This is a genomic window from Halonotius roseus, assembly GCF_006861655.1.
Classification (GTDB): Archaea; Halobacteriota; Halobacteria; order Halobacteriales; family Haloferacaceae; genus Halonotius; species Halonotius roseus.
In genome coordinates this window covers 145,774-169,895 of the sequence record NZ_SESI01000001.1, presented here as the reverse complement: position 1 = coordinate 169,895, position 24,122 = coordinate 145,774, and the positions used below count along the sequence as shown (strand labels likewise).

At 63.7% G+C, this 24,122-nt stretch carries 28 protein-coding genes and 1 tRNA gene; 19 read left to right on the top strand and 10 right to left on the bottom strand.

Features of this window, described 5'->3' with window-relative positions; translation table 11 throughout:
• The first annotated feature begins 93 nt into the window (after window positions 1-93).
• The 3 genes from EWF95_RS00890 (at window position 94) to EWF95_RS00880 (ending at window position 4,208) form a co-directional block, all read left to right on the top strand.
• Complete coding sequence (locus EWF95_RS00890; protein WP_185911653.1) at window positions 94-2,754, top strand: PAS domain S-box protein; 2,661 nt, start codon at window positions 94-96, stop codon at window positions 2,752-2,754.
• Window positions 2,755-2,851: 97 nt separating this feature from the next.
• Window positions 2,852-3,301 (top strand): NYN domain-containing protein, encoded by a 450-nt coding sequence (locus tag EWF95_RS00885; RefSeq protein ID WP_142442102.1) that lies wholly within the window; start codon window positions 2,852-2,854, stop codon window positions 3,299-3,301.
• Between the two features lie 388 nt (window positions 3,302-3,689).
• Complete coding sequence (locus tag EWF95_RS00880; protein ID WP_142442101.1) at window positions 3,690-4,208, top strand: hypothetical protein; 519 nt, start codon at window positions 3,690-3,692, stop codon at window positions 4,206-4,208.
• Window positions 4,209-4,235: 27 nt separating this feature from the next.
• Here the strand turns inward: EWF95_RS00880 and EWF95_RS00875 are convergent, their stop codons facing one another.
• Complete coding sequence (locus tag EWF95_RS00875) at window positions 4,236-5,489, bottom strand: tRNA (N(6)-L-threonylcarbamoyladenosine(37)-C(2))-methylthiotransferase (RefSeq protein ID WP_142442100.1); 1,254 nt, start codon at window positions 5,487-5,489, stop codon at window positions 4,236-4,238.
• Window positions 5,490-5,884: 395 nt separating this feature from the next.
• Here EWF95_RS00875 and EWF95_RS00870 point away from each other — a divergent pair.
• A tRNA-Ser gene (locus tag EWF95_RS00870) sits at window positions 5,885-5,967 on the top strand.
• Window positions 5,968-6,024: 57 nt separating this feature from the next.
• On the opposite strand, the gene EWF95_RS00865 is transcribed toward EWF95_RS00870, so the two are convergent.
• Window positions 6,025-6,534: a hypothetical protein gene (locus EWF95_RS00865; protein WP_142442099.1), complete on the bottom strand. Its 510-nt coding sequence runs from the start codon at window positions 6,532-6,534 to the stop codon at window positions 6,025-6,027.
• A gap of 90 nt (window positions 6,535-6,624) precedes the next feature.
• Here EWF95_RS00865 and EWF95_RS00860 point away from each other — a divergent pair, with 90 nt between their 5' ends.
• The 3 genes from EWF95_RS00860 to EWF95_RS00850 are packed head-to-tail and all read left to right on the top strand — an operon-like array spanning window position 6,625 to window position 8,670.
• Complete coding sequence (locus EWF95_RS00860; RefSeq protein ID WP_142442098.1) at window positions 6,625-7,260, top strand: DsbA family oxidoreductase; 636 nt, start codon at window positions 6,625-6,627, stop codon at window positions 7,258-7,260.
• The gene (locus EWF95_RS00855) at window positions 7,257-8,162 is read left to right on the top strand and encodes an SDR family NAD(P)-dependent oxidoreductase (RefSeq protein ID WP_142442097.1); all 906 of its coding nucleotides are present in this window, start codon (window positions 7,257-7,259) and stop codon (window positions 8,160-8,162) included. Before EWF95_RS00860 ends, EWF95_RS00855 begins: the two co-directional genes overlap by 4 nt.
• Before the next feature lie 34 nt (window positions 8,163-8,196).
• Window positions 8,197-8,670: an FKBP-type peptidyl-prolyl cis-trans isomerase gene (locus tag EWF95_RS00850; RefSeq protein WP_142442096.1), complete on the top strand. Its 474-nt coding sequence runs from the start codon at window positions 8,197-8,199 to the stop codon at window positions 8,668-8,670.
• Between the two features lie 11 nt (window positions 8,671-8,681).
• Here EWF95_RS00850 and EWF95_RS00845 read toward each other — a convergent pair whose 3' ends face one another.
• From EWF95_RS00845 to EWF95_RS00815, 7 genes are all read right to left on the bottom strand, one after another.
• On the bottom strand, window positions 8,682-9,086 hold the full coding sequence (locus EWF95_RS00845) for a helix-turn-helix domain-containing protein (RefSeq protein ID WP_142442095.1): 405 nt from the start codon (window positions 9,084-9,086) through the stop codon (window positions 8,682-8,684).
• A 132-nt stretch (window positions 9,087-9,218) separates the two neighbouring features.
• Window positions 9,219-9,485, bottom strand: a complete 267-nt coding sequence (locus EWF95_RS00840) for an elongation factor 1-beta (RefSeq protein ID WP_142442094.1) — start codon at window positions 9,483-9,485, stop codon at window positions 9,219-9,221.
• 2 nt (window positions 9,486-9,487) lie between these two features.
• Window positions 9,488-9,667 (bottom strand): HVO_2753 family zinc finger protein, encoded by a 180-nt coding sequence (locus tag EWF95_RS00835; RefSeq protein ID WP_142442093.1) that lies wholly within the window; start codon window positions 9,665-9,667, stop codon window positions 9,488-9,490.
• Between the two features lie 183 nt (window positions 9,668-9,850).
• Complete coding sequence (locus EWF95_RS00830; RefSeq protein WP_142442092.1) at window positions 9,851-11,077, bottom strand: tripartite tricarboxylate transporter permease; 1,227 nt, start codon at window positions 11,075-11,077, stop codon at window positions 9,851-9,853.
• A gap of 117 nt (window positions 11,078-11,194) precedes the next feature.
• A complete protein-coding gene (rpl12p, locus tag EWF95_RS00825; protein ID WP_142442091.1) occupies window positions 11,195-11,560 on the bottom strand; it encodes a 50S ribosomal protein P1 in 366 nt (121 codons plus the stop codon).
• A gap of 18 nt (window positions 11,561-11,578) precedes the next feature.
• Window positions 11,579-12,634 (bottom strand): 50S ribosomal protein L10, encoded by a 1,056-nt coding sequence (locus EWF95_RS00820; RefSeq protein ID WP_142442090.1) that lies wholly within the window; start codon window positions 12,632-12,634, stop codon window positions 11,579-11,581.
• Window positions 12,631-13,272, bottom strand: coding sequence for a 50S ribosomal protein L1 (locus tag EWF95_RS00815; RefSeq protein WP_142442089.1), 642 nt, complete (start codon window positions 13,270-13,272; stop codon window positions 12,631-12,633). Before EWF95_RS00815 ends, EWF95_RS00820 begins: the two co-directional genes overlap by 4 nt.
• A 271-nt stretch (window positions 13,273-13,543) precedes the next feature.
• Between EWF95_RS00815 and EWF95_RS00810 the strand changes: the two genes are divergently transcribed.
• The 3 genes from EWF95_RS00810 to EWF95_RS00800 are packed head-to-tail and all read left to right on the top strand — an operon-like array spanning window position 13,544 to window position 16,891.
• Window positions 13,544-14,443: a DoxX-like family protein gene (locus tag EWF95_RS00810; protein ID WP_142442088.1), complete on the top strand. Its 900-nt coding sequence runs from the start codon at window positions 13,544-13,546 to the stop codon at window positions 14,441-14,443.
• Entirely contained in the window at window positions 14,440-15,099 is a 660-nt protein-coding gene (locus EWF95_RS00805; RefSeq protein WP_142442087.1) for a DUF4166 domain-containing protein, read from the top strand. The genes EWF95_RS00810 and EWF95_RS00805 overlap by 4 nt, the downstream gene beginning before the upstream one ends.
• Window position 15,100: 1 nt before the next feature.
• On the top strand, window positions 15,101-16,891 hold the full coding sequence (locus EWF95_RS00800; protein ID WP_142442086.1) for a YndJ family protein: 1,791 nt from the start codon (window positions 15,101-15,103) through the stop codon (window positions 16,889-16,891).
• A 68-nt stretch (window positions 16,892-16,959) separates the two neighbouring features.
• Here the strand turns inward: EWF95_RS00800 and EWF95_RS00795 are convergent, their stop codons facing one another.
• Window positions 16,960-17,454, bottom strand: coding sequence for a 50S ribosomal protein L11 (locus EWF95_RS00795; RefSeq protein WP_142442085.1), 495 nt, complete (start codon window positions 17,452-17,454; stop codon window positions 16,960-16,962).
• Window positions 17,455-17,640: 186 nt separating this feature from the next.
• On the opposite strand from EWF95_RS00795, the gene EWF95_RS00790 reads away from it, so the two are divergent.
• The 9 genes from EWF95_RS00790 (at window position 17,641) to ndk (ending at window position 24,115) form a co-directional block, all read left to right on the top strand.
• On the top strand, window positions 17,641-18,075 hold the full coding sequence (locus EWF95_RS00790) for a DUF5788 family protein (RefSeq protein ID WP_246055605.1): 435 nt from the start codon (window positions 17,641-17,643) through the stop codon (window positions 18,073-18,075).
• Window positions 18,076-18,160: 85 nt separating this feature from the next.
• Window positions 18,161-20,035 (top strand): Glu-tRNA(Gln) amidotransferase subunit GatE, encoded by a 1,875-nt coding sequence (gene gatE, locus EWF95_RS00785; protein WP_142442084.1) that lies wholly within the window; start codon window positions 18,161-18,163, stop codon window positions 20,033-20,035.
• A gap of 31 nt (window positions 20,036-20,066) precedes the next feature.
• Entirely contained in the window at window positions 20,067-20,507 is a 441-nt protein-coding gene (locus EWF95_RS00780; protein ID WP_142443119.1) for a MaoC family dehydratase, read from the top strand.
• A gap of 39 nt (window positions 20,508-20,546) precedes the next feature.
• Window positions 20,547-21,626 carry a HaeII family restriction endonuclease gene (locus tag EWF95_RS00775; protein ID WP_142442083.1) on the top strand — a complete coding sequence of 360 codons (1,080 nt, stop codon included), beginning with the start codon at window positions 20,547-20,549 and terminating at the stop codon, window positions 21,624-21,626.
• A gap of 48 nt (window positions 21,627-21,674) precedes the next feature.
• On the top strand, window positions 21,675-22,640 hold the full coding sequence (locus tag EWF95_RS00770) for a DNA cytosine methyltransferase (RefSeq protein WP_142442082.1): 966 nt from the start codon (window positions 21,675-21,677) through the stop codon (window positions 22,638-22,640).
• A gap of 192 nt (window positions 22,641-22,832) precedes the next feature.
• The gene (gene rpl7ae, locus EWF95_RS00765; protein ID WP_142442081.1) at window positions 22,833-23,195 is read left to right on the top strand and encodes a 50S ribosomal protein L7Ae; all 363 of its coding nucleotides are present in this window, start codon (window positions 22,833-22,835) and stop codon (window positions 23,193-23,195) included.
• 6 nt (window positions 23,196-23,201) lie between these two features.
• Entirely contained in the window at window positions 23,202-23,429 is a 228-nt protein-coding gene (locus EWF95_RS00760) for a 30S ribosomal protein S28e (RefSeq protein ID WP_021061981.1), read from the top strand.
• 2 nt (window positions 23,430-23,431) lie between these two features.
• Complete coding sequence (locus EWF95_RS00755) at window positions 23,432-23,626, top strand: 50S ribosomal protein L24e (protein ID WP_142442080.1); 195 nt, start codon at window positions 23,432-23,434, stop codon at window positions 23,624-23,626.
• A 24-nt stretch (window positions 23,627-23,650) separates the two neighbouring features.
• A complete protein-coding gene (ndk, locus tag EWF95_RS00750; protein WP_142442079.1) occupies window positions 23,651-24,115 on the top strand; it encodes a nucleoside-diphosphate kinase in 465 nt (154 codons plus the stop codon).
• Window positions 24,116-24,122 lie beyond the last annotated feature (7 nt).

Sequence of the window (24,122 nt, the reverse complement as noted above, 5' to 3'; positions counted from 1 at the left end):
CTACTCATCGCCGCGGTTGCCGGGGATTCCGACCGACTGGGAATCCTAACAGGGTACTTTGCTACTACATCCGTTGACCAACAGTGCATGGTCGTGAGCGACCCCCTCTTGATTCGGAGCATATACGTTCTCGCCTTCGGGCTCGCGGCGGTGATCTGTGTTGCCGGCACCGTCAGTGTTCGCGGGCTCTCACATCCGGATATCCGCCGCGGGCTCGGCGGCCTGCTCGGCCTGAGTGGGCTGTGGTCGCTGTCGACCGCCGCACAGCTCGCCACGTCGTCGCCGCTAGCCCAGCGCGTTTTCCATCTCGCCGGGCTGATCGCCGGTCTCTCGACGATCGTCGCCTGGGTCGTGTTCGCGGCCGCCTACACCGGGCGGTCGTACCATCGACAGCGCGCCTTCCAGATCGGGAGCGTGGCCCTGCTCGCCGTCATCATCGGCGTCAAGCTCACCAACCCGCTTCATGGCCTCTACTATACGACCACGGCGGCGACAACCCCGTTTTCGCATCTCCAGTTTCGGTATGGGGCGATCCACTGGTTTGTCACCGGGATCGTTTACACGGTCACCTTCGTCGGCTTCGGCTGGCTGTTTCAGTCCTTCGAGCGCGGCGACAGCCGGCCGACGGTGTTGTACGCGCTGGTCGGCGTGACCGCGCTGCCGCTTGTCCCCTACATCCTCTCGCCGTCAGTCGAGCCGCTGTTGCAGATCAACTACGAGCCACTCGGTGTCGCCGTCTTCGCTGTCGGGATTCTTCGGTATGCCCGCACGGAGTTCGCCAGCCATAGCTCGCCGGGGTTGTCGACGCTGGCTGACAGCGTTGCCGTCGGCGGGCTTGTCCTCGATAGCTCGGCGACGGTCATCGCCTACAACGACGAGGCGACGACGATTCTCGATAGAGAGACGATCCCGCGGCGGCCGCTGGCGGCGATCGACGACGGGCTGGCGTCGATCCCGCCCGGCGACACGGGCCACCGCACCTACACGGTCGGCGGGCGGGAGCGAACCTACGAGGTCACCCGCTCGCCGATCGATGATGAGGCGATCGCCGAGGAGATCCTGACGCTGAAAGACGTGACGCGGGTGAGCCGAACCGAGCGGCTCGTCCGGCTCAACCGGGATCTCACCGACGAACTGTTGGATACCCCCGAGCCGTGGGCGGTGATCCGGGGCGTCCCCGAGCGGATGGCCGCTATCGACGCCTACGATCTCGTCTGGCTCGTGCCGGTCGCTGCTGTCGATCCGACCGTGACCGATCGCTCGCTGTCAGCCGATGGCGGCCCGGCCGACCACGACGGCGGCCGGCAGTTCCGCACCGATACCGACCCGGTGGCCGGCGTCGTCGCCGGTGCGGCAACCGGCTACGCCGAGTGGGTCGCCGACGACACGCCCGCGGCGGAGCCGGTGGTCGAGGCCACGACGACCGGGACGGCCAGCCACGTCGCTGTCGACGAGACGGACGCCGCCTGGAGCTCGCGGGCGGCGGGCAACGATATCACCGACTCACTGGCTGTGCCGGTCGGCTTCGACAACCAGCAGGCGTTCGTCCTCGGGGTGTACACGACCGCCCCAACCGGCTTCGATGCCGTCGAGCGGGAGGTCATCGAGGAGATCGGCGACAGCGTGCCACAGGTCGTCTCGACGATCGAAACCCACGAGGAGGCACTCCAGTACGAGGAGGCGATGAAACACGCCGGCGTCGCCATCAGCATCACCGACAGCGACGGCGTGATTCAGTATGTCAACCCCGCCTTCGAGGAGCTGACCGGCTACAGCGCGGCCGAAGCCGTCGGCTCGACCCACCGCATCCTCAACTCCGGCGAGATGAGCGACCAGCATTACAAACAGCTGTGGGAGACGATCACCGACGGCGACATCTTCGAGAAACAGGTGATCAACCGGACGAAGGATGGCGACCGGTATATCCTCCAGGAGACGATCTCGCCGGTCACCAACGACGACGGCGAGCCGGAGGCCTACGTCGCCGTCCAGTTCGATATCACCGACAAGCTGCTGCGCGAACAGCGGCTTGCGGTGCTCAACCGCGTGCTCCGACACAACCTCCGGGCCAGCGTCAACGTCATCACCGGCCAGACCGGGTTGCTGGAAGACCGGGTTCGGGAGGCGATCGGCCCGGACGCGCTGCCGGCAGCCATCGAAGACTCCCTTCAGACTGTCCGCGATCGGGTCGAACACCTCCACTCCCAGGCCGAAACCGCCCGCGAGATCGAAACCGTGTTGGCCGACGACCCCGGCGAGCACACCTGGGAGTCAGTCGAGACGCTCTGTGAGACCGCCACCGAGACCGCCGCCACCTTCGAGGCGAGTTGTGTCTGCGATGTCGACGGCGAGATCGACGACCGCCGGGTCGACAGCGAGGTCACCCGGATCGTCGAGGAATTGGTCGAAAACGCGATCAGCCACCACGACCGCCAGCCCTCGGCCGTCGAGGTGCGGGTGACGCTGTCGGTCGCCGGCGATGACCTCCTGCTGACGGTCGCCGACGATGGGCCGGGGCTCTCCGAGCAGGAGTTGGTTGTCATCGAGGACGGGGCCGAGGAGCCGTTGCGACACGGCAGCGGGCTCGGGCTGTGGATGGTCAACTGGCTGGCGATCGCCTGTGGCGGCTCGATCAGCGCGACAACGGGCGACAGCGGGACGACGATCAACGTTCGGGTGCCGTTGCGCGGGGCCGCCGAGTCGACACCGTCGGATCCACCGGTCGACCCCGACTGGATGGCCAACGGCTCGTAGGCAGCGTGGAGGGTGCGCGCCCGCGGTCGACAAATAGTCGGTGACGCTCGCGGTCGACAAACGGTATTCCTATACTCGCCGCCGCCTGACGACCGGTATGGATCTGTTCGGGCGCGATGAGCCGACCGATGGGATCGCGCTGTTTGTCGACGGGCCGAACATGCTGCGCGATGAGTTCGATGTCGACCTTGACGACATCCGGGAGGCGACGGCGGCGAAAGATCGGCTGGCGACCGCCCGGCTCTACGTTGACGAACACGCGACACCGGGGCTGATTCAGGCCGCCGAGGCCCGCGGCTTTGAGGTGATCGTCACCAGCGGCGATGTCGATGTGAAGCTCTCGGTCGACGCCACCCGGTTTGCGACCGAGGGGCGGGCGGAGACGGTGGCGATCGCCTCACGTGACACCGATTTCAAGCCGGTGTTGGAGGTTGCCAACAGCTACGGGCTGTCGACGCTGGCGATCGCGCCGGCGAGCCACGGGCGGTCGGATGCCCTCCGGAACGCCGCCACGGAGAGTCTCACCCTCGACGAGGGCGAGGGATAACGATCGTGTTCAGAGAAGCCGAGGAAACTGGAATCATCTTGAAAGCCCCCGGCGTTTCGGCTCCCGGGACTCGCTGCGCTCCTCGTCGTTCGCGTTGCTCACTCCTGCGGTGCTTACGTCGTCCGGGTTCGCCGAGACGCCGGCCCCTTTCATTCCCACCCGACTGCGGCTGCCTGATCCACTGACGCGGGCGGGACTGAAAGGGGCGACGCGCTGGAGGAAGGCGGGCGACGCAAGCACTGCAGGGCCGGAGGCCCGAAGCGCGCAGCGAGCCCCCCGACTCCAGCGCGTCGGGGCTTTCAAGATGTTCGCAATCCCATCGCACTACTCTGTACAGTACCAAGATAGCGGCCCGAGGTTTTAGTGGCCGTCCGTGCCGGCATCCACCATGGATCGACGACGGCTCCTCCACGGACTCAGCTGCGGGCTGGGTCTCAGCATGGCTGGCTGTGCAACCCCGCCGCAGTCGAGTACTCGTGAGCCAACGGTCAACCGATTGGAGGAATCGACGGTGACGGCGTTCGACGATTGGCTGTTTGCCGATGCAGTCGAGGAAGCAACCGGCGCAACAACACTCGTGCAGGTCGGCTCATCTGCTGACTCGCATTGGGTTGTTGTGTTCGCCGACACAGCACGGCCTCTCGATGCGACGATTACCATCAGCCGTGCGGATCGAGAGCCGTTCTACACCGAGACGGTTGCCATCAGCACCGACACGTACGCCGGATTTAGACTCATGGCTTCCGGCCCGTACACAGTCTCGATTGCATCCGATGTCGGCGGAGGAGATGTGGCTGTCGCCGACGATTTCATCGACTGCAATGACTCATACCAGCTCATTCGGCTGCAAAGCGACGGCGAGCTTTCGGAATCATCGCTGACCGAGGAAGTCGCCTGCGGGGTATAAACCCAATTCGTGCCTCTCGCCGCTGAGTTAGACCGGCTGGCCGAAGGCGTACATCGTCTGGTGATCGGTGACCTCGACGGTCGTAAAGTCGCCGGGCGAGAGGCCGTATTCGTCGGCGTGTTGGACGATGATCTGTCGGTACGCGCCGTCCCGACATTTCACCGAGTCGCCGGTGCCCTCCTCGACGACCAACACGTCCTGGGTCGTGCCGACCATCGTCTCGTGAACGTCGCCGACGATCTCGCGCTTTGCGGCCGACATCTCCTTTGAGCGTTCCTTCTTGAGCGTCCCGCCCAGGCCCTTCATCTCGGCGGCGTCGGTGCCGGGCCGCTTCGAAAACCGGGTGACGTTGACCTTCTCGGGGCGGATTTCACGGAGCAGTTCCATCGAGGCCTCGTGATCGGCGTCGGTTTCGGTCGGGAATCCGACGATGAAATCCGTCGACAGCGTCCAGTAGTCCAGTCGATCGTCGAAGGCGGCGACGACCTCGCGGAACTTCTCGACTCTGTGTTGGCGGCGCATCTCCTCCAGCACGTCGTCGCTGCCGGATTGAACGGGGGCGTGGATGAAGTTGTAGAGCTTGTCGTGGCGGGCGAACACGTCGGCGAGTTCCTCGTGGATGCCGTGGATCCCGCCGGGGTTGGCCATCCCCACCCTGACCCGGAACTCGCCGTCGATCTCGGTGCAGATGCGATCCAGCAGCTCCGGCAGCTTGCGGTCGCCGTCATCCCAGCCGTAGACCGCGGTATCCTGGCCCGTAATGCGGATCTCCTTCGCGCCGGCGTGGACGAGCGCGCGGGCCTTTTCGACGTTCTCCTCGACCGGCGGGGAGTCGACCCGGCCGGTGGCGAACTTGGTGATACAGTACGAACAGTTGCTCATACAGCCGCGGGCGATGGGCAGGATGCCGATCTCGCCTTCCAAGATCGGCTGGCTGTCGGGGGTGACGGTGGGGCATTCGCCGTTGAGCACGGCCTCCGGCACCTCATCCCAGTGGAGGATCTGGGCGTCGATACCGGCCTCGTCGAACTCCTCGCCCTGTGCGAGAGCCATACAGCCGGTGACGATGAGGTCGGCCGTCTGTTCTTGGAGCTCCTCGGCCCGGCGGAGCATGTTGCGCTCGGTCTTCTCGACGACGGTGCAGCTGTTGAGGATCGCCACATCCGCCTCCGCCGGCCCGTCGGCTGGGTAGTGGCCACCCTCGCGGAGGGCCTGCTCGATATGCCGGCTCTCGCCGCGGTTTGACGTACAGCCGTACGTCTCGATATGATAGGAGGCCATCCAGTTACCTGTGGTTGCGCCCCGGCGAGCAAAAGGCCGACGATCCGGGTTACGGCGTCGCAGTGGTGGAACAGAAATCGATTACATGGTTCGGCCCACCCGGTGCGACCATTCACCGGCTGCCAACCAGTCGTGTTGAGAGACAAGCAGGCAAACAGGTAGTCGGCTGATCGATCAACTACCTTCCTGGTGGACTGAAAGGGCGAGGCTCTATCGGCGAACCCGGACGACGCAAGCACCGCAACGAGCAACGCGAGTGAGGAGCGCAGCGAGTCCCGGGAGCCGATAGAGCCGAGGGCTTTCTACACATCTTCTTCCCACACAACTGCTTATTCGAACGGTACCGTCGAGCCAACCAGAACCGTTTTTACGCGCCGTCACCCGCTTTCGAGTGCGGTGGGATGGCAGAGTGGACTATTGCGCCTGCCTTGAAAGCAGGTGGCCTTTGGCCTCCTGGGTTCGAATCCCAGTCCCACCGAGTTTTCGCGCGAACAACACCGCCGAACATTGCGTATACAGCTGTGTCTCAGTTCGCCTAATACCGCAACACAGCGTCGCCGATGCCGAGCGTCTGGCCGATCCCGGTCACCGCGATCCCGCCGACGGCGACGAGATCGACCCCGAGAAGAAACGAGAGCAGGTAGATGATCGGGCCGACGATCGAGAGCGTCCCGCTGGCGACGTAGATGATCGCCGCTTCCGGGAGCACCATTCCGGTGTAAAACAGCCCGATCGCGGGGAGCACCATCCAGCCGATGAGGCTGATCGCCCACAACGGCGTTGCAACCGAACCAACGAGAAAGCCGGCGATCCCACAGAGCGTGATCGGGACGCCGACAACCATGACGACACGCCACCCCTGGAGGACGCGGTCGTTCATCTCGTCCCAGCCAGTTGTGAGGAAAAAGAGGATAAACGCGACCATCACGAGATGCGCGATGAGTATCGATCGGGTGGTGACCAGGCCACGGTGGGCCGCGGCGGCGACGAGCCACGCCGCGGGAACGAGCAGCCCCGGGCCGGACTCACGGAGTGTTCGAAGCACGACGGCGGCTTTCGCAGCCACCCACAAGAGCGTTGTTCGTTGCGTTGCCCCACCGGCCAGTTTTTGTGAGCCGAGCCCCAATCCTTCCTAATGAGCGAAGCCACACACGCATCGATCACGGTGTACTCGGATTACGTCTGCCCGTTCTGTTATCTCGGCCGCAAATCGCTCTCGCGGTATCAGGCTGACCGCGAGGAGCCGCTGCGGATCGACTGGCAGCCGTTCGATCTCCGCGCCGGGAAGCGAACCGCCGACGGCGAGATCGACCACTCGGTCGACGACGGCAAAGACGACGCCTACTTCGAGCAGGCCAAGGAGTCGGTGCGTCGCCTCCAACAGCAGTACGATGTCGAGATGACACTGGAGTTGGCGACCGATGTCGACTCGCTTGACGCACAGATCGCCTCCGCGTACGTCAGCCAGGAGTACCCCTATGAGACGTGGCTGGCCTTCGATGAGGCGATCTTCGCAGCCCTCTGGGAGGATGGCCGGGATATCGGAGATGCGGATGTCCTCGTCGATCTCGCCACGACCGTCGGCATCGACGGCGATGCGATCACCGCCGCCCTCGACGACGAGGCCCACCGGGAGGCGGTCACCGACGCGTTCACCGCCGCCCAGCAGGCCGGCATCACCGGCGTTCCGACGTTCGTTGCCGACGGCCATGCGGCCCGCGGGGCGGTGCCGCCGGCTCAGCTCCGCCGCCTCGTTGAAGGGCCAGAATGACACAGCCGGAACAACAGGCCGGCGTCGCCGAGATCGACTGTGCGGGACAGACCGCGCTGGTAACCGGCTCAACCGGCGGGATCGGCCGTGAGACCGCCCTCGCGTTGGGGCGGCTCGGTGCCGACGTGATGGTACACGGCCGTGACGCCGCGGCCGGCCGCGCGGTCGTCGACGAGCTTGCGGCGATGGGTGCGACCGCCACCTTCTTCGAGGCTGATTTTGCCGATGTGTCCGCGGTCAGATCGCTGGCAACCGCCGTCGAGGAGTGGGTCGACGAGCTCGATATCCTCATCAACAACGCCGGCGGGCTGTTCCGTGCGGGCCGCCTCACCGATATCGGTGTCGAGTACACCTTTCACGTCAACCACCTCGCGCCGTATCTCCTGACCGCCGAGCTGTTGCCAACGCTGGCAGACGATGCCCGCATCGTCACCACGGCCTCGGCCGCCCACCGCGGGGCGTCGCTGGATCTCGATGCTGTCGAATCCGTCGCCGACTACTCCTCGTTCAACGCCTACCAGCGGTCAAAGCTCGCCAATATCCAGTTTAGCTTCGAGTTGGCGCGTCGGCTGGAACAGGCCGATACCCCGATCACCGCAAACGCCTTCCACCCGGGTGCGATCCCGGGCAGCGGCTTCACCCGGTTTCTGCCGGGCCCGCTGTCGGATCTTGCGAGCCTTGCCGGCTGGCTCCCGTTCGTGTCGACGCCCGCCGACGGCGCGGCCACGGCGGTCTATCTCGCCGCCAGCCCCCGTGTCGACTCGGTCTCCGGTCGCTACTTTGCTGACTGTGAGCCGACCCAGCCCTCCGCCGCCGCTCGTGACCGCGCGGCTGCACGCCGGCTGTTTGAGCGCAGTGCCACCCTACTTGAGATCCCGGCCCCGCTGTCGGCCGACGACTAACGGGATTTATGCGCCTTCGTCGCCGACGGCCGGTATGGCAATCGAGGCTGGCGATACGGTCGTCATCGAGTACGTCGGTCGGTTCCCCGACGGGAGCGTCTTCGACACCTCTCGCTACGAGGTCGCCGAGGAACACGGGCTGGTTGACGCACAGGATGCCGATCCCGACGACTACGCCTCGCTGTCGTTCGGCGTTGGCGACGAGGAGGTCATCGAGGGGTTAGAACAGGGCGTGATCGGGCTCACTGTCGGCGACACCGAGACGCTGACGATCCCACCGGAGGAGGGATACGGCGAGTTCGACGACGACAAAGTTCGGGAGTACGAACCGGAGGTCTTCGAGGGGATGGTCGGCCAACCGCCGGAGGTTGGGATGCACGTTCACGCCGAAAACGGGCTCCACGGCGATGTGACGGCTGTCACCGACGACGTTGTTGAGGTTGATTTCAACCACGAGCTGGCGGGCCGAACATTGGAGTTCGAGGTCGAGATCCTCGATATGTGGTAACCTGACCGCGCTTAGGATTCCGCCGGGACGCTTACATCGGCGGCGTCGCTGTATTTGTCCTCGAACTCCTGGATCAGCTGACCGATCTCCGCATACCAGTCGTTGAGCAGCCGTTGCATATCCTCCCGGATCACCTCGGGATCGGCCGGCTTGTAGACGTGGTAGTAGCCGCCCTGATCGTAGTTGATCTGCTCTTTGTCGATCAGCCCGGCGTCGAGAAGCCGTTGAACCGCGCGGTAGACAGTTGAGCGTTCACGATCGACCTGCTCTGCAAGCTCATCGATCGTCACCGCCGTCTCGGCGTCGACGAGCTGCTGAAAACATCGCTTATCGAGTTCCTTGAGCCCGTGAAAACACTCAAGCAACCCTTCGCATTCCATATCGGATCGCAGCATTTCTGCGAGGGAGTTGGGCATTTGGATTCACCTACCGTAGTCGCTAGCGATATATAAGTTTGCAGGATGTGTGCAACACAGCCCCGCATGCCGCACTACCGGAGCCTATTGCTGGCGGGTGTAACGCAGCAAACCGCGAAAACCAGCGATCGCTTAGATCCGGCCGACGTCTTCGACGGAAACGCTTTCGACACCCTCGACCTCGGCGAAGGCCTCCTCGACGACCTCGGTGCCACCGGCGTCGTCGGCGACGATAACCGTCGGCAGCAGGGCGACGAGACCGAACGCCACATCGTCGCGCTCGAAGCCGTTGATCTGGGCGCCCTCGGGCAGCGAGGCTTCGAGTCGCTCCTGAAGTTCGTCAAGATCGATATCCGGGCTCTGCGGCATGATCTTCATGTTGGCGGCGACCTTCCCCATCGTTATGGCCCCCGGAAGCCGCAGTCGGGACACTCATAGAGGTTGCTCTGCTTGCGACAGGTCGGACAGCGGTGGATCTCGGTGCCACACTCCGGACAGTCGAAGGACGCAGCGTTCATCGCTGCGACCTTGATGCCACAGGAGACACACTGGCTCTCGGCGTCCTGTTGGGTCTCGCTCATACCCATAGGGATCACCGCGCGGGTTTTAACCATTGTCTTTCGGCTCGTCATGACCGCCCTGCCGTCGGCGAGGGACGTGCTGTGCCGCCGTATCACATGCCTCATACTGTTTACTGTAGACGGTTCCCGCCTCGACCGCCCACCGGGCGGCGGTCGAACGGTAACTTCCTACAGCAAACAGTATCACAGCAGCAGTGGCCCGATCAACACTCCCATCAGATGGACACGCCGGGTTCCGAACCGCGGCGGCACCAACCCCACGAGCGTGGCGACCAGAAAGATCCCAACCCCGACCCAGCCGGTGAACACAAACGAGAGCCCAATGAGCAGCGCGAAGACGACGCCGGAAACGACCGTGTAGTTCAGATTCCCCACTGTCCGGAGGTAGCGATCGCCGACCCCCACCACGAGCAGAAAGCCACACGCCGCACCGATGATGACGGCCGTCAGCAACGCCGGGACGGTCAGCGGCACCCCAGTGGTATCCATCGCCACCATCACGCCGGTTCGCGGTGTCCCAAGCGCGAGCAACGCACACAGCGCGAACACCGTGTTAGACGTACTTGCCCCGCTGGTGGCGATGATGAACCCGCGGTCGGGATCGTCGTTCGGCACCGCCGGCAGCGCGATCACGGAGGCGATCGCCGCCGACACCCCCGGCAGATAGCCGACCAGCGCGCCGGCCAGCGAGCCAGCCCCCGCCGTCAGCCCCAGCTCCCGGCGCGGCATCGCCAGTTTCGCGTCGGCCTGCGGCGGTACCCCGCCGCCACCCATCGCATCCAGCAGGATCGGCGCGCCGAACAACCCGGTGAGCAGCGGCGTTAGCATGCTGCCAGCATCCAACGGCGCGGCCGGCTGCACGTCGAGTGTCGCCCACCCCAACGCGGCCGCCAATCCAAACGCAAAGAGCCCACCGAGAGCCGTCCGAGCCGACGACTCGGTCAGGAGGAGAAAGCCGACGACCGCAACCAACACGAGCGTGAGATTGGCCTGGATCGTCGGATACCACGCGACCATGAGCCACGTGATCGGCAAAGCGAGCGGCAGCGCGATCCCAACGGCGAGCGCGCTGCCGACCGCCGACAGCCGGAGTGCTTCCCGCCCCCGGCCGGCCAACACGAGCCGGTGGCCCGGCAGCGCGGCGATCGCCATCGACGCATCGGGCACCCCAAGCGTGAGCGCGGGGACGATATCGAGAAACGTGTGGGCGACCCCCGCCGCGAGCATGGCGACGCCGAGCAACAAGGGATCGGCCGGGATCGACGGCGCGGCCGCCGCAAGCAGCACGGCGAAGTTGTTGGCGTGCAGCCCGGGAACCAGCCCGCTACAGGTGCCGAGGGCGACGCCGCCGAGCGCGAAGGCGATGACGCCACCTGTCAGCCCCGGATCGATGCCGACTCCCAGTCCCATCGGGCTGGCTGGCCGCGGCTTCAGGTTTAAATTTCCGGCCGCGTCGCTGATCGGTCGATCGCGGTGCTATCCGGGTATCGCGTCGCAAAAAACAGGAAACTGCTGTCTGACCGCGATTCAGCCGAAGAGGTTGCCGAGGCCCTCGCCGTCGGCTTCCTCGTCCTCGTCGCCGGCGTCGTCCGGCACGTCGGCGTCGTCGCCGTCGTCAGCGTCGGCTTCTTCCTCGTCAGCGTCGTCGCCCGCGTCGTCGGCACCGCCGGCGTCAGCCGACGCGCCGCCCGCGGAGGCCCCGCCGGCTGCGGGGGCTGCGGCTGCGGTTTCGACGGCTTCCTCGATGTCGACATCTTCGAGCGCGGCGACGAGCGCCTTGACTCGGGACTCCTCGACATCGACGCCTGCGGCTTCGAGGACTGCGGTGATGTTGTCTTCGGTGATCTCTGCGTCTGCTTCGTTCAGGGTGAGTGCTGCGTAAACGTATTCCATTGGTGTAATCCTCCGTTGTTAGAGCATATCGAGCCCGGCACCGGCGTCGCTGTCGTCGCCGTCGTCAGACTCGGATTCGGCTTCTTCGTCGTCAGTCTGTTCGTCAGCTGCGTCGTCGGCCTCGCTGTCATCAGCGTCGCCGTCGTCAGCTTCGTCGGCTTCCTCGGCGTCGTCACCGAGATCACGGAGCTCCTCGGGGAGTGCCTCCGGATCGTCGATCTCGCTGACAAGAGCTTTGACCTGTGCGTCGGCCTTGCCGATGAGGTCGTCGACCACGTCGGGGCTCTCGACGGCAGCGGCCAGCGCGACGGATTTGGCCTCGCCCGTCGCTTTGGCGATGAGCGTTGGCGCGGTCTGGGCTGTCGGGTAGCCCGCGTTGACCGAGAGGTTCCGGGCGGCCGCGGCGGCCGACTGGATGTCCGCGCGGTAGTCGTCGACATCGATCTCCAGCTCCTCGGGGGCGAACAGCACGCCCTCGGAGTAGACGCTCTTGAGATCGAGACCGACCTCCTTCGGCTCGATGCCGAGTTCGCTCAGCACGTTTTCGAGGTCTGCATCGACGGTCTCGCCGGCCGAGAGGACGGTGCTGTCCGAGAGCACCTGAATCGAACCCTCTTCAATGCGGGCGTCCGCACCGATCTGCTGGAGTTCGCCGACGAACGGCCCCGGATCGACGCCCGTGTCACCCTCGGGGATGACGATGTCGTTGGGCGCGACCTCGCCCGCGCTGATCGGTGCGGGGGTCTTCGAGGCTTCGAGCTGCTGGAACAGCGCGAATGGGTTGTCGTTCGTGCCGATCAGGGCGACCTGTCCGGCGACGTGTTCGGTGAGCTGCTCGACGCCGTCGTTGACGTCCTCAAGGGCGCGAACGACGAGCGTGTTGCGGCTCATCCGGACTTCCGCGCTGCCGTGGAGTCCACGCCGCATGGACTGCAGTTGGCGGCTCGGAATGCCTTCGACGCCGACGATGCCGACTGAGGCGTACCGCTCGATGAAGTCGGTCAGCTCGTCGACCTCGTCCTGTTTCCACTGTGGGATGGTCTCGGTTTTGCGGACGGACTCGCTGCTGCTCATGCGTCCACCTCAACAGCGGGGCCCATCGTCGTTTTCACGTAGATGGTATCGAGGTTCAGCGGCCCCTTTTCGAGATCAGCTTCGAGTCGCCGAATGATCACGTCGATGTTGTCGGCGATCTCCTCGGCGTCCATGTCGTCGGCACCAACGCGCGTGTGGAACGTGCGTCGGTCGCCGGAGCGAAGCTGCACCGTGTTTTTCATCCGGTTGATCGTCTCGACGACGTCGTCGTCCGGCTGCAGTGGCGTCGGCATCTTCCCTCGTGGACCGAGTACAGTCCCGAGATAGCGGCCGATGTCCTGCATCAGACTGGCCTCGGCGACGAAGAAGTCGGTGTCGTCGGCGAGGTCTTTGGCGGCGTCGTCATCGTCGCCGAGGTCTTCGAGGTCGTCCCCCGAGAGCACCTCGTCGGCGACATCCTCGGCCTGGAGGGCGGTTTCACCCTCCGCAAACACAACGATCTGTGTTTCCTGGCCGGTGCCGGACGGGAGCACGATGCTCTCGTCGACGCGATTCGATGGGTCGTCTAGGTCTAGGTCACGCAGATTCACCGCGAGATCGACGGTCTCACTGAAGTTCCGTGGTGGGGACTCGTCGAGGGCGCGAGAAACTGCTTGTACTATCGTATCGTCTGCCATTATTCACCTCCGTAGTACGCAGGAATGCTCCTACGGGTCAGTGACACAGGCAAAGCCTGTCTCATCGGAGGGTAGGCGATGAGGCTTAAAAGGCCGTCGAAGGCGATTTCAGCGTCTGTGGGTGTGTCACACGCTTGTGGGCGTGTTTGTGACCGTCTCTGGTGGATAGCCGCGACAGCTTCTCTGTGATAATCGAGAGGCGAAAACTGTCACAAACCAACTTATTTGTGACCGTCATCACTACCCAACGCTATGCTGGAGCCCTCCACCAATGTCCGATGAGTCGATCTACGTCGAGCGACTCGTCGACGGCCCACTCGAACCCGTCTGGAACCGAACACAGGATCCCGCGGAACACGCGCGGTGGGATCTCCGATTCACCGAGATAGACTACCTCCCACGCGAAGACGATGAACCACAACGGTTCACCTACGCGACGAGAATCGGGTTCGGCCTCGGCATCGAGGGAACCGGCGAGTCCGTCGCCACCAACGACGAGGGCGAGGAGACGACCTCGGTGCTCGCCTTCGAGAGCGACAGTCCACTCTCGCTTATCAGCGAGGGCCGAGGCTTCTGGCGATATGTCGAGACCGACGACGGCCTCCGGTTTCTCACCGACTACAACTACGAGACGCGCTGGGGGAGAGTGGGCGAGGTGATCGACAGCGTTGCGTTCCGGCCGCTGTTGGGGTGGGCGACCGCGCTGAGTTTCGACGTGTTGGCCCGCTGGGTCGAAGAGGGTACCCCACCCGAAACGAGCTATCGAACGTTGCTAGCCCACGCGCTGGCCCGCGTCGGACTCGCACTCATCTGGCTCTATCAAGGGCTGGTTCCCAAACTGCTCGTCTCCCACCCGACGGAACGCGCACCCTTCGAGCAGCTCGGCCTCGGAGCCGTCTCGGGGGAGGCGGTCGCAGCACTCGGCATCCTCGAAGTCGGGGTCGGCCTCGCGCTGCTCGTCCGCTGGCGATCAGCGTGGCTGGCGTACGTCGCCGGATTGGCACCAATCGGACTCACGGCAGGTGCGGTACTGTCCGATCTCTCGGTCGCCCTCGGGCCGTACAATCCGGTTGTCACGACGCTCGGGATGGCCGCCCTCGGCGTAATCGCCGGGAGCCTCGCCGGACGAGTGCCGACCGCCGCGAACTGCCTGCGGAGCCCACCGGAATGAAGAGCGTCTTCCAGCAGGCACTCGGTTCGGCCTACGACACGCTCCATCCCGAACTCCAGCGGCGGTATCGCCTGACCAGCCACGACGACCAGCGGTGTGTCGGTCGCGGTCGGATGCGGTCGATCCGGCGAAACCCGCTGGCCCTGCCGGTGCTGTGGGCGGGAGCGCGTCGAAACCTCCTGTTTCCCGAAACGGGTACCGATGTTCCGTTCACGGTTCGGACACATCCGTTCAACGACGCCGGCGTCGAGACCGTCGCCTACATCCGGGCGTTCGATGTCGGCCCCGGCCGGCGATTCGATGCCTACATGCACTACGACGCGGATCGGGACTGCGTCATCGACGCCCTCGGCACCCACCGAACGCTCGTCACCGAACTCCGGTTCGAGGCGACCGATTCGGGCGGGTTACGTATCGAAACCGACGATCAGTGGGTCGCCCTCGGCGACCGGACGGTTCCGATCCCGACCCCGTTGCGCGCGGACGTGCGGGTCGATGAACGCTACGACGAGGCCAGCGACCGCTTCGAGATCACGGTCGACATCTCGAACCCGGTCGTCGGCCGCGTATTCGCCTACGACGGCTGGTTCACCGTCGAGTACGAACCGTGTAGCGAACTCCCACCCGAAGACGCACCAGCCGACTGGGGTCGATAGCATGGCGGGAGAGATCGAACCCCTTGGTCGCGGTGACCGGCTCCCGACCCTCGCTGACGCGAGCGCGCTGGTCGGTGCCCTCGGCTGGCTCGGGGTCGTCGCGCTGTGGAACCTCGGGCCGATCAGGAACGTCATCGCGCTCGCGGTGCTCGTGTTGGTTCCGCTCGTGGTTCGGCTCACCGACACCCCACGGCGAGACGGCCGACGATCCCGCTGGTACCGACTGGCGGTGCTCGGACAACCGGTGGCGGCCGTTCCCGCTGTGGTTTCGCTGTCGATGCAACAGGGTGCGGTGGCGGCAGTGCTGGCACTCCCATGGGTGGCCGCGACGGTCGCCATCGCCGGCTTCGGCGCGTGGCGGCTGCTCGAACGCGGGCCGTGGCCGCTCGAAGAGGTGGCCGTTGATGCCGGACTCATCTACATTCTCGTCGGCGGGATCGCGCTGCTGATCGACCGCGCTGGCGTCTCGCTGGTCTTCGAGCCGATCCTGATCACGCTGACGGTCGTTCACTTCCACTACGCGGGGGCGGTGCTGCCGACCGTCTCGGGGCTCGCCGGGCGCGTCGGGGCGGGCGGCCGACTTGGGCGGGCCCTCCGAGCGACGACCGGGATCATCATCGTCGGCCCGGGGATCATCGCGGTCGGGATCACCGCGGTCGCCCTCGGGCTTCCGTTGGCGAATCTCGTCGAACTGATCGCCGTAACGTTCTTTACCACCGCCGTCGCCGTCTTTTCGCTGGCAGTCATCGGCGGCGTCCTGCCTCGCCTGTCACGGCGATCCCAACAACTCACCATCGGCGTGGCCTCGCTGGCGGTGACGCTGTCGATGGGGTTCGCCGTGCTCTACGGGCTCGCTCGGGCGACCGGCGGGACGTATTTCGGCATCGACGCGGCCTCCTACGGGCTGATGGTCACCTACCACGGTCGACTCAACGCCTACGGCTTCGCGCTGCTCGCAGTGGTCGGCTGGCGACTCGGGATCCCCGACTCGCGGGCCCGACCGCCCGGCATCCCGTTCAGCCGACTCAGTGGCGGCTGGCGGATCGGCGCGGACTTCCTCGACAGAAAGGGGCTGACGACCGACGCGGCGGTCTCGGGGATGATGGATCGCGTCGACGCCTACGACTCCGCGGGGTTCGATCCGACGGCGGTCGCGCCCTCGGTTCGGCGGTTTTTCGAACGCTCCGGCGAGTACGACCTTGATGTCGACCCTGACTGGGCACGGCCGTGGAAACAGCTCGCTGGGGTGTATCGACCACTGGCAACCCGGATCGGCCAGCTGTCGGTTCCGCTCGGGGCGGTCTCCGGCGAGACGGCACTCACTGGTCGGGTTGTGGGCGTCGATGTCGATGACCACCACACCGGTGATCGAGCATGGATCCGCTCGAACGCCGACCGCGTCGACGCCGACCGACGGATGACGTACGTCGGCGTCTACGACCGATACAACGACGGCAGTCGGCCGTACCTTCGCGTTGCCTTCCCACTACCGGGCGGGACACTCACCGGTATCCTGCGTGTCGAAAACGGCGGCAGCAACGGCGATGGACTCGTCCTCTCGTCGTATCCGACGGCCGGAAACGGCGACGACGCTGGGCTGTATCTGGTGGCTCGTGGGTTCGGGGTTCGGCTCCCGTTGAACGAGACACTCGTGGTTGTCCCTGACAGCGGATCGACGGTCGAAGCGGTTCATCGCGTCGAACTGCTCGGCGTTCGGATCTTTACGCTCCGGTATCGGATTCGGTTGGCTGACGAGGGCTCGGTCGACACCGAAGCGATGGCACGTCGGTAAGATACGGTGTGTGAACGAAATCGACTGTCGGCACTCGTTGTTATACAAACGAAACCGAGAGAACGAAATTACGCTGCGGCTTCGGCTTCGTCACCGAGTACGTCGTCGTACTCGCCGTCGTCAACGCGCTGTTTGAACGTGCGGGCGTCCTCGCCCTCGATGGTGACGCCGAGGGTCATACAGGTGCCGCCGACCTCTTTGGCGGCGTTTTTCACGTCGTAGGAGAGCAGGTCGGTCGACTTCTGCTCGGCGACCTTTTTGACCTGTTCGACGGACATGTCGGCGACGAAGTCCTCGTGGGGTTCGCCGCTGCCGCTGTCGAAGCCGGCCTCGTCCTTGATGAGTTCCGACGTTGGCGGCACACCCACGTCGATGGTGAACGAGCCGTCGTCGTCGTACTCGACGGTGATCGGGACTTCCATCCCGTCGAAGGCCTCGGTTTCGTCGTTGATCTGCTGTACGACAGCCTGCACGTCCACCGGTGTCGGGCCGAGCTCCGGGCCGAGCGGCGGGCCAGGGTTGGCCTGGCCGCCAGGGACGAGTACTTCGATAGTTCCAGCCATACCCATGTGCAGTCGGTTGCTGTTTTTAAGGGTTGTTTTTTCGGAGTCGCCACGCGGGAGTCTCACACGACCCTGTCGCTGGTGACGGCGACACGGCGTCGACGACACGGCGTTGACGACGCGCTATCGCCGGCGACAGATCGCCACCAGTAACCGTTCGGGGAGTGTTTTCAAAACCAATCACACATGGCTGAGCCCCCGGACGGCGATCCGATCGACGAGGCCACCCGAGAGTCGTTGCTCGAACGCGTCAACCGACAGAGCGCGACCGTCGGGGCGAAAACGCTGGAGACGATCACGATCAACGGCACCGAGATCGATCTCCACGAGTTGCTGATCGAGACCCGAGAGCTCCCGGAGATCCCGCCGGGCACCAAGGATCTGGTGTCGACGGCGAAACGTACGCTCAAAACTGAACGCGAGGCCCGCGTCGAGCGACTCAAAACCGAAGGGTCACTCAGCGAGGCGACCGCCGAGACGCTGGCCGAGGAGATCATCGGCCTCGATCGCGCACGCAACGCGCTCGATGGTGTGTACCGCCCCGACTACGGCGAGGAAGCCCATAACATGAGCATCGATGACTACAAGCGGTGGCTCGGGTTCGTCGAGTCGATCCAGTGATCGTTGCCACCGTCGTCACCGAGTGATCGGCCCGGTGATCGCCGCATCTGCACCTTTTTAGGCTCCCGTCGCACACACCACACCAATGAGTTCCGACGCCTACGACTACGAGGCCCTCGGCTTGGTCGCCGGCCTCGAAATCCACCAACAGCTCGACACCGAGACCAAACTGTTCTGTGAGTCGCCGACCGAACTCCGCGAGCCCGAAGAATCAGACCGCACCATCTCCCGGTTCCTCCACCCCACGAAAAGCGAGTTGGGTGAACTCGATGACGCCGCCCTCGAAGAGAGCCGCGTCGACCGCGAGTTTGAGTATCTCGCCTACGACTCGACCTGCCTCGTCGAGGAAGATGACGAGCCGCCAACGGAGGTCGACGGCGAAGCCCTCTCGGTCGCCATGCAGATCGCCTCGCTGCTCGATATGGAGATCGTCGATCAGCTCCACGTCATGCGAAAGCTCGTAATCGATGGCTCAAACACGTCGGGCTTCCAGCGGTCGATGCTACTCGGCCAAGAAGGCGAGATCCAGACCAGCGAGGGGCCGGTCTCGATCGTCGACCTTCTACTCGAAGAGGAATCTGCCCAGCGCGTTGAGGAGTACGACGGCGGCGTCCGCTACAGTCTCGACCGGCTCGGCATCCCCCTAGTCGAAATCGGCACGGGGCCGGACATCCGCTCACCCGAACAGGCCAAGGAGGCCGCCAAGCGGATCGGCATGCTACTGCGCTCGACCGGGAAGGTCAAACGCGGTCTCGGCACCATTCGTCAGGATGTCAACGTCTCCATCGAGGAGGGTGCCCGCGTCGAGATCAAAGGCGTCCAAGCCCTCGATCAGATCGACGAGATCGTCCGTCTCGAAGTCGGTCGCCAGTCTGAACTCGTCGACATCGCCGAGGAACTCCAAGCGCGAGACGCCAGCGTCGGCGAGACACAAGACGTGACCAACGTCTTCGAGGATACTGACTCCGGCGTCATCGGCGGCGCGCTCGGCGACGGCGGTAAGGTAACAGCCGTGCCGCTGTTCGGTTTCGACGGCCTCGTCGGCCGCGAGATCCAGCCCGACCGCCGGCTCGGTACTGAACTCTCTGATCACGCCAAGCGCAACGGCGCGGGCGGCATCTTCCACACCGATGAACTGCCGGCCTACGGCGTCACCGACGAGGAGGTCGCCGCGCTCCGCGACGCTGTCGGCGCGGGAGAGGAGGACGCCGTCGCCATCGTTGCTGCCGACGCCGAAACCGCCGACCTCGCTATCGAGGCGGTCGCCGAGCGCGCCGAAACCGCTATCGAGGGCGTTCCCGAGGAAACACGCGACGCGACCGATGAGGGCACCACTCGCTATCTCCGTCCGCTGCCTGGCGCGGCACGAATGTACCCCGAGACCGACGTGCCACCGGTCGAACCCGATCCCAGCGAGATCGACGAACCCGAACTGCTGACCGAGAAGGTCGAACGGTATCAGGACGAGTTCGACCTCGACAGCGGGCTGGCCGAGCAGGTCGCCTACGGCCGCCGGATGCCGCTCTTTGAGGAGGCCGTCGCCCGCGGCATCGACCCGACGTTTGCGGCCTCGGTGCTGGAAAGCACGGTCACCGAACTCCGCCGCGACGATGTTCCGGTCGAGAACATCGCCGACGCACACTTCCTCGCTGTCTTCGATCTCGTTGCCGACGACGAGTTGGCGAAGGAGGGGGTCAACGACGTGCTGACGGTGCTGGCCGAACAGCCTGACTTGACGGCTGAGGAAGCCATTGAGGAAGCCGGTCTCGGCGGCGTCGACGACCAGGAAGTCCGCGAGATCATCGCGGGCGTCGTCGAGCGCAACGCCGACCAGGTCGCCGAGGAGGGGATGGGCGCCTTCTCGGGGCTGATGGGCGAATGTATGGCGGAACTCCGCGGCAAAGCCGACGGCGATACGGTCAGCGACGTGCTGCGCGAGGAGATCGGCAAACGGAGCTAACTTCCCCTTCGCCGCCGACGGGTCAGTAATGATGATCTATTTCGAGGATCTGGCCGTCGGCGATGAGTGGACGAGCGACGAGTACGAAGTCACCCAAGCCGAGATAATCGAGTTTGCCGAGCAGTACGACCCACAGTGGTTCCACACTGATCCCGAGCGGGCCGCCGAGGAGTCGATCTACGGGAGCCTGATCGCCGCGGGGTTCCACACGGCCGCGATCTCGACGCGGCTGTTCGTCGACTGTTTTCTGTCGGAGACGACCACGCTCGGCGGCAAGGGGATCGACAAACTGCGGTGGCACGAACCGGTGCGGCCAGGGGATCGGCTCTCGATTCAGGCTGAAATCCTCGATCTCGACGTTGAAACCGACAGCCGCGGGCTGGCTGACATCCGGATCGAGACATCGAATCAAGACGGCGAGGTCGTTTTTTCGATGATCGCGCTGGTGATGTTTGCTCGCAAGACGGACTGATCTCCAAAGACACATATGCCGATCCTGTGAGGTACCGACATGGAGATCGAGGATGCTAAGGCTGAGATCGATACCCTGATCAACAACGCTAGATTTCGCTGTTTTCGACCGATTAGGGTCGCTGAAATCCTCTATCACTCGCGGACAGTCGATGATGTGGCGTTGGAGGATCCCGAGAGCTATCGTGTTGACAGTGGTCGTTGGCGTGACGATATCTCGCTTCGGCTCACAGGGAAGGCATCCTCCTCTTCGAAATCCTACCAGAAAGATTTCAGTGACCTCATCGACCCCGAAAGCCTCTCTGCGTTAGATGCAGTGAACACAGCCGAAGACGGCCTTGTTGAGAGCTATATCTATCACAGACTCAAACACGACAAATGGGGATCGCTGATCGCAGCCCGTGATTACATCAACGAGTCCGCGGTCGGTGACTTCTCGTTTGAACGATATATGGAACTGACGACTGAGGTCGGTGGGCTCCAAGACGACGCACTGCTCGAAATTGCAGTCTATGCCCTGTTCAATTCGATTGCGGAGGCCGTAGAGGCGAAAGCGAAACTGGAAATTGAACGCCCAGATGAAGAGATTCTGAGCGATTTCTCCGAGTTCATTACGACGTTTATGGGACTTGAACAGGAGGAAACAACGTTCGAAACAATAGTCGATATCCATCGTGCAGGACAGGCAACCTATGCAGCGGACAAGGGTGTCGATATCGGCACCAACTTCGGCACGATGGTACAGGTAAAATACGTCTCCCTTACCCGGGAGACACTCAACGATATTGAGGAGAACTCATACGTCGATCGGATCGTTGTCGTCTGTCGGGATGCCGAAAAAGACGTGATCGAGAGCGTCTCGAAACAACTCGGGGTCGAGCGTGTCAAAGCTATTGTTACAATCGCAGATCTCGAAACGTGGTACGGAACCGCGCTTCGAGCGTATCCAGACCGACTTGGCGAGCCACTGCTTCGACACCTTCGAAGCGAGTTCAACGAGGAGTACCGAAGCGGTGACACGAAAGTGCCGCCCGTCGACAACCTCATCGCTGAACGAAACTACGATGCGATTGAGCTAACGGGGATCTGGGAAATCGAGGCCGCTGACGACCCAGCGTAGTCGCCGGCAGTGGGAGGTTTTTTGCGAGAGAACGCAGTAGCATATCGTATGGACTCGGATGCGTTCACGTTTATTGATCTGTTTGCGGGCATCGGCGGCATGCGATTGGCGTTCGAGGCTGCCGGTGGCGACTGCGTGTTCTCATCCGAAATCGACGAGGACGCTCGACAGACCTACCAAGACAACTTCGACGACGAACCGGCTGGCGATATTACGAAAATTCCAGCCGATGAGATTCCCGATCACGACATACTCGTCGGTGGGTGGCCTTGTCCATCGTTTAGTATCATGGGCGACAAGGAGGGTATCGACGATGATCGCGGCGCGCTCTTCTTTGAGATCGAGCGCATACTCTCTGAAAAACAGCCCCACGCCTTCCTGCTGGAGAACGTGAAGCATCTCAAGGGTATCGACGACGGCGAGGTGTTTGAGTTCATCGTTGATCGGCTTGAGCAGGCTGGCTATCACGTCAGTTCGAAGGTGCTCAATGCGTTGGATTTCGGCTTGCCTCAGAAGCGTGAGCGGACGATCATTGTCGGCTTCAGAGAGAACTACAAGTTCACCATCCCAGAGAGCAATACAGCCGAAGCCGAGCTCACGGATATTCTCTTAGACGACGAGGAAGTCGATGAAAAATACGAGGCGACCGAGTATATCCGAGAGAAGCGACAGGAAGCCGTCAACGAATCGAACACGTTCTACCCGTCCGTATGGCACGAAAACCGCGCTGGCAACGTCTCAGTGTTGCCGTACTCCTGCGCGCTCCGTGCCAACGCATCCTATAACTACTTGCTCGTCAACGGCGAGCGACACATCACGCCGCGGGAGATGCTTCGCTTGCAGGGGTACCCGGAATCCTTCGAGGTTACCGGGTCGTTCACGAGCATCCGCAAGCAGGTCGGCAACTCGGTTCCGGTACCGATGATCGAAGCGGTCGCCAATGCGATGATCGACGCTATCGAACAAGGAGAGACGAAGCCAGTTACCGAGCAGGCGACGTTGCCGACTGAGTGACCAATGTCGCCCGCAGTGACGGGTACGCTCGTCCGTGGTTCACCATCACATGCCCGGCGTGGTTTGAAAGTCCTTTTATGCAGGTGTCGCAAACGACGGGGTACAGCCTATCCGGGTTGATGATACGCCTCGCCGTCAGGGATCTACCGTTCGGCGAGGTTGTGTGAGCCCGAGGATAGGGAGAGGAAAACTATGGCAGTTTACGTCAACTACGAAACCCCAGCCGACCTCGAAGAGCGCGCACTCGACGCCCTTGAGGTCGCCCGAGACACAGGCAGCGTCAAGAAAGGAACCAACGAGACCACGAAGGCCGTCGAGCGCGGCAACGCCCAGCTCGTCTTCGTCGCCGAGGATGTCTCGCCCGAAGAGATCGTGATGCACCTCCCCGAACTCGCCGAGGAGAAGGGCATCCCGGTCATCTTCGTCGAGACCCAAGACGACGTTGGCCACGCCGCCGGCCTCGAAGTTGGCAGCGCCGCGGCCGCCGTCACCAGCGCGGGCGACGCCAGCGACGACATCGAAGACATCGCCGAGAAGGTCGAGGAACTCAACTAACCACCCATGAGCGCAGAAGAGGAGACCACTGGCGACTCGACGGCCGCTGAGGTCATCGAGGTCGTCGGCAAAACCGGGATGCACGGCGAGGCCATGCAGGTCAAATGCCGCATCCGCGAAGGCTCGAACAAGGGCCGCATCATCACGCGCAACGTGCTGGGCCCGATCCGCGAGGGCGACGTGCTCCAGCTGCGGGAGACCCAGCGCGATGCCGACTCGATCGGAGGGCAATAACGATGGTTGAAACACGAACCTGTGACTATTCAGGCGAAGAGATCGAGCCCGGCACGGGGACGATGTTCGTCAAGAAGGACGGCACGATCCTCCATTTCAAGGACTCGAAAGCCGAGAAGAACTACCGACTCGGTCGCGAGCCCCGCGACCTCGAATGGACCGAGGCCGGCCGCGGCGACGCCGGCCAACAAGAATAACCCACGGCGCACTCTACGTTTCGTATGTCCTACGACGAGCGAACCTTTGTGATGGTGAAACCGGACGGTGTCCAGCGTAGCTTGATCGGTGAGATTATCTCTCGGTTTGAGCACCGTGGGCTGAAGCTCGTCGGGGCGAAGGCCCTCCAGCTTGACGAGGAGCTTGCGAAAACGCACTACAGCGAACACGAGGGCAAGCCGTTTTTTGAGGGGTTGATCGACTTCATCACCTCCGGCCCGGTGTTTGCGATGGTCTGGGAGGGGAAAGATGCGACCCGGCAGGTGCGCCGGATGGTCGGCGCGACCGACCCTGCTGAGGCTGCTCCCGGCACGATCCGTGGCGATCACGGCCTTGATCTCGGTCGCAACGTGATCCACGCCTCAGACCACGAGGACGAGGGCGCAAACGAACGAGAGATCGCGGTCTTCTTTGATGAGGAGGAGCTGCTCGACTACGAGCAGGCAACCGACGAGTGGCGATACGAGTAGCGAGTCG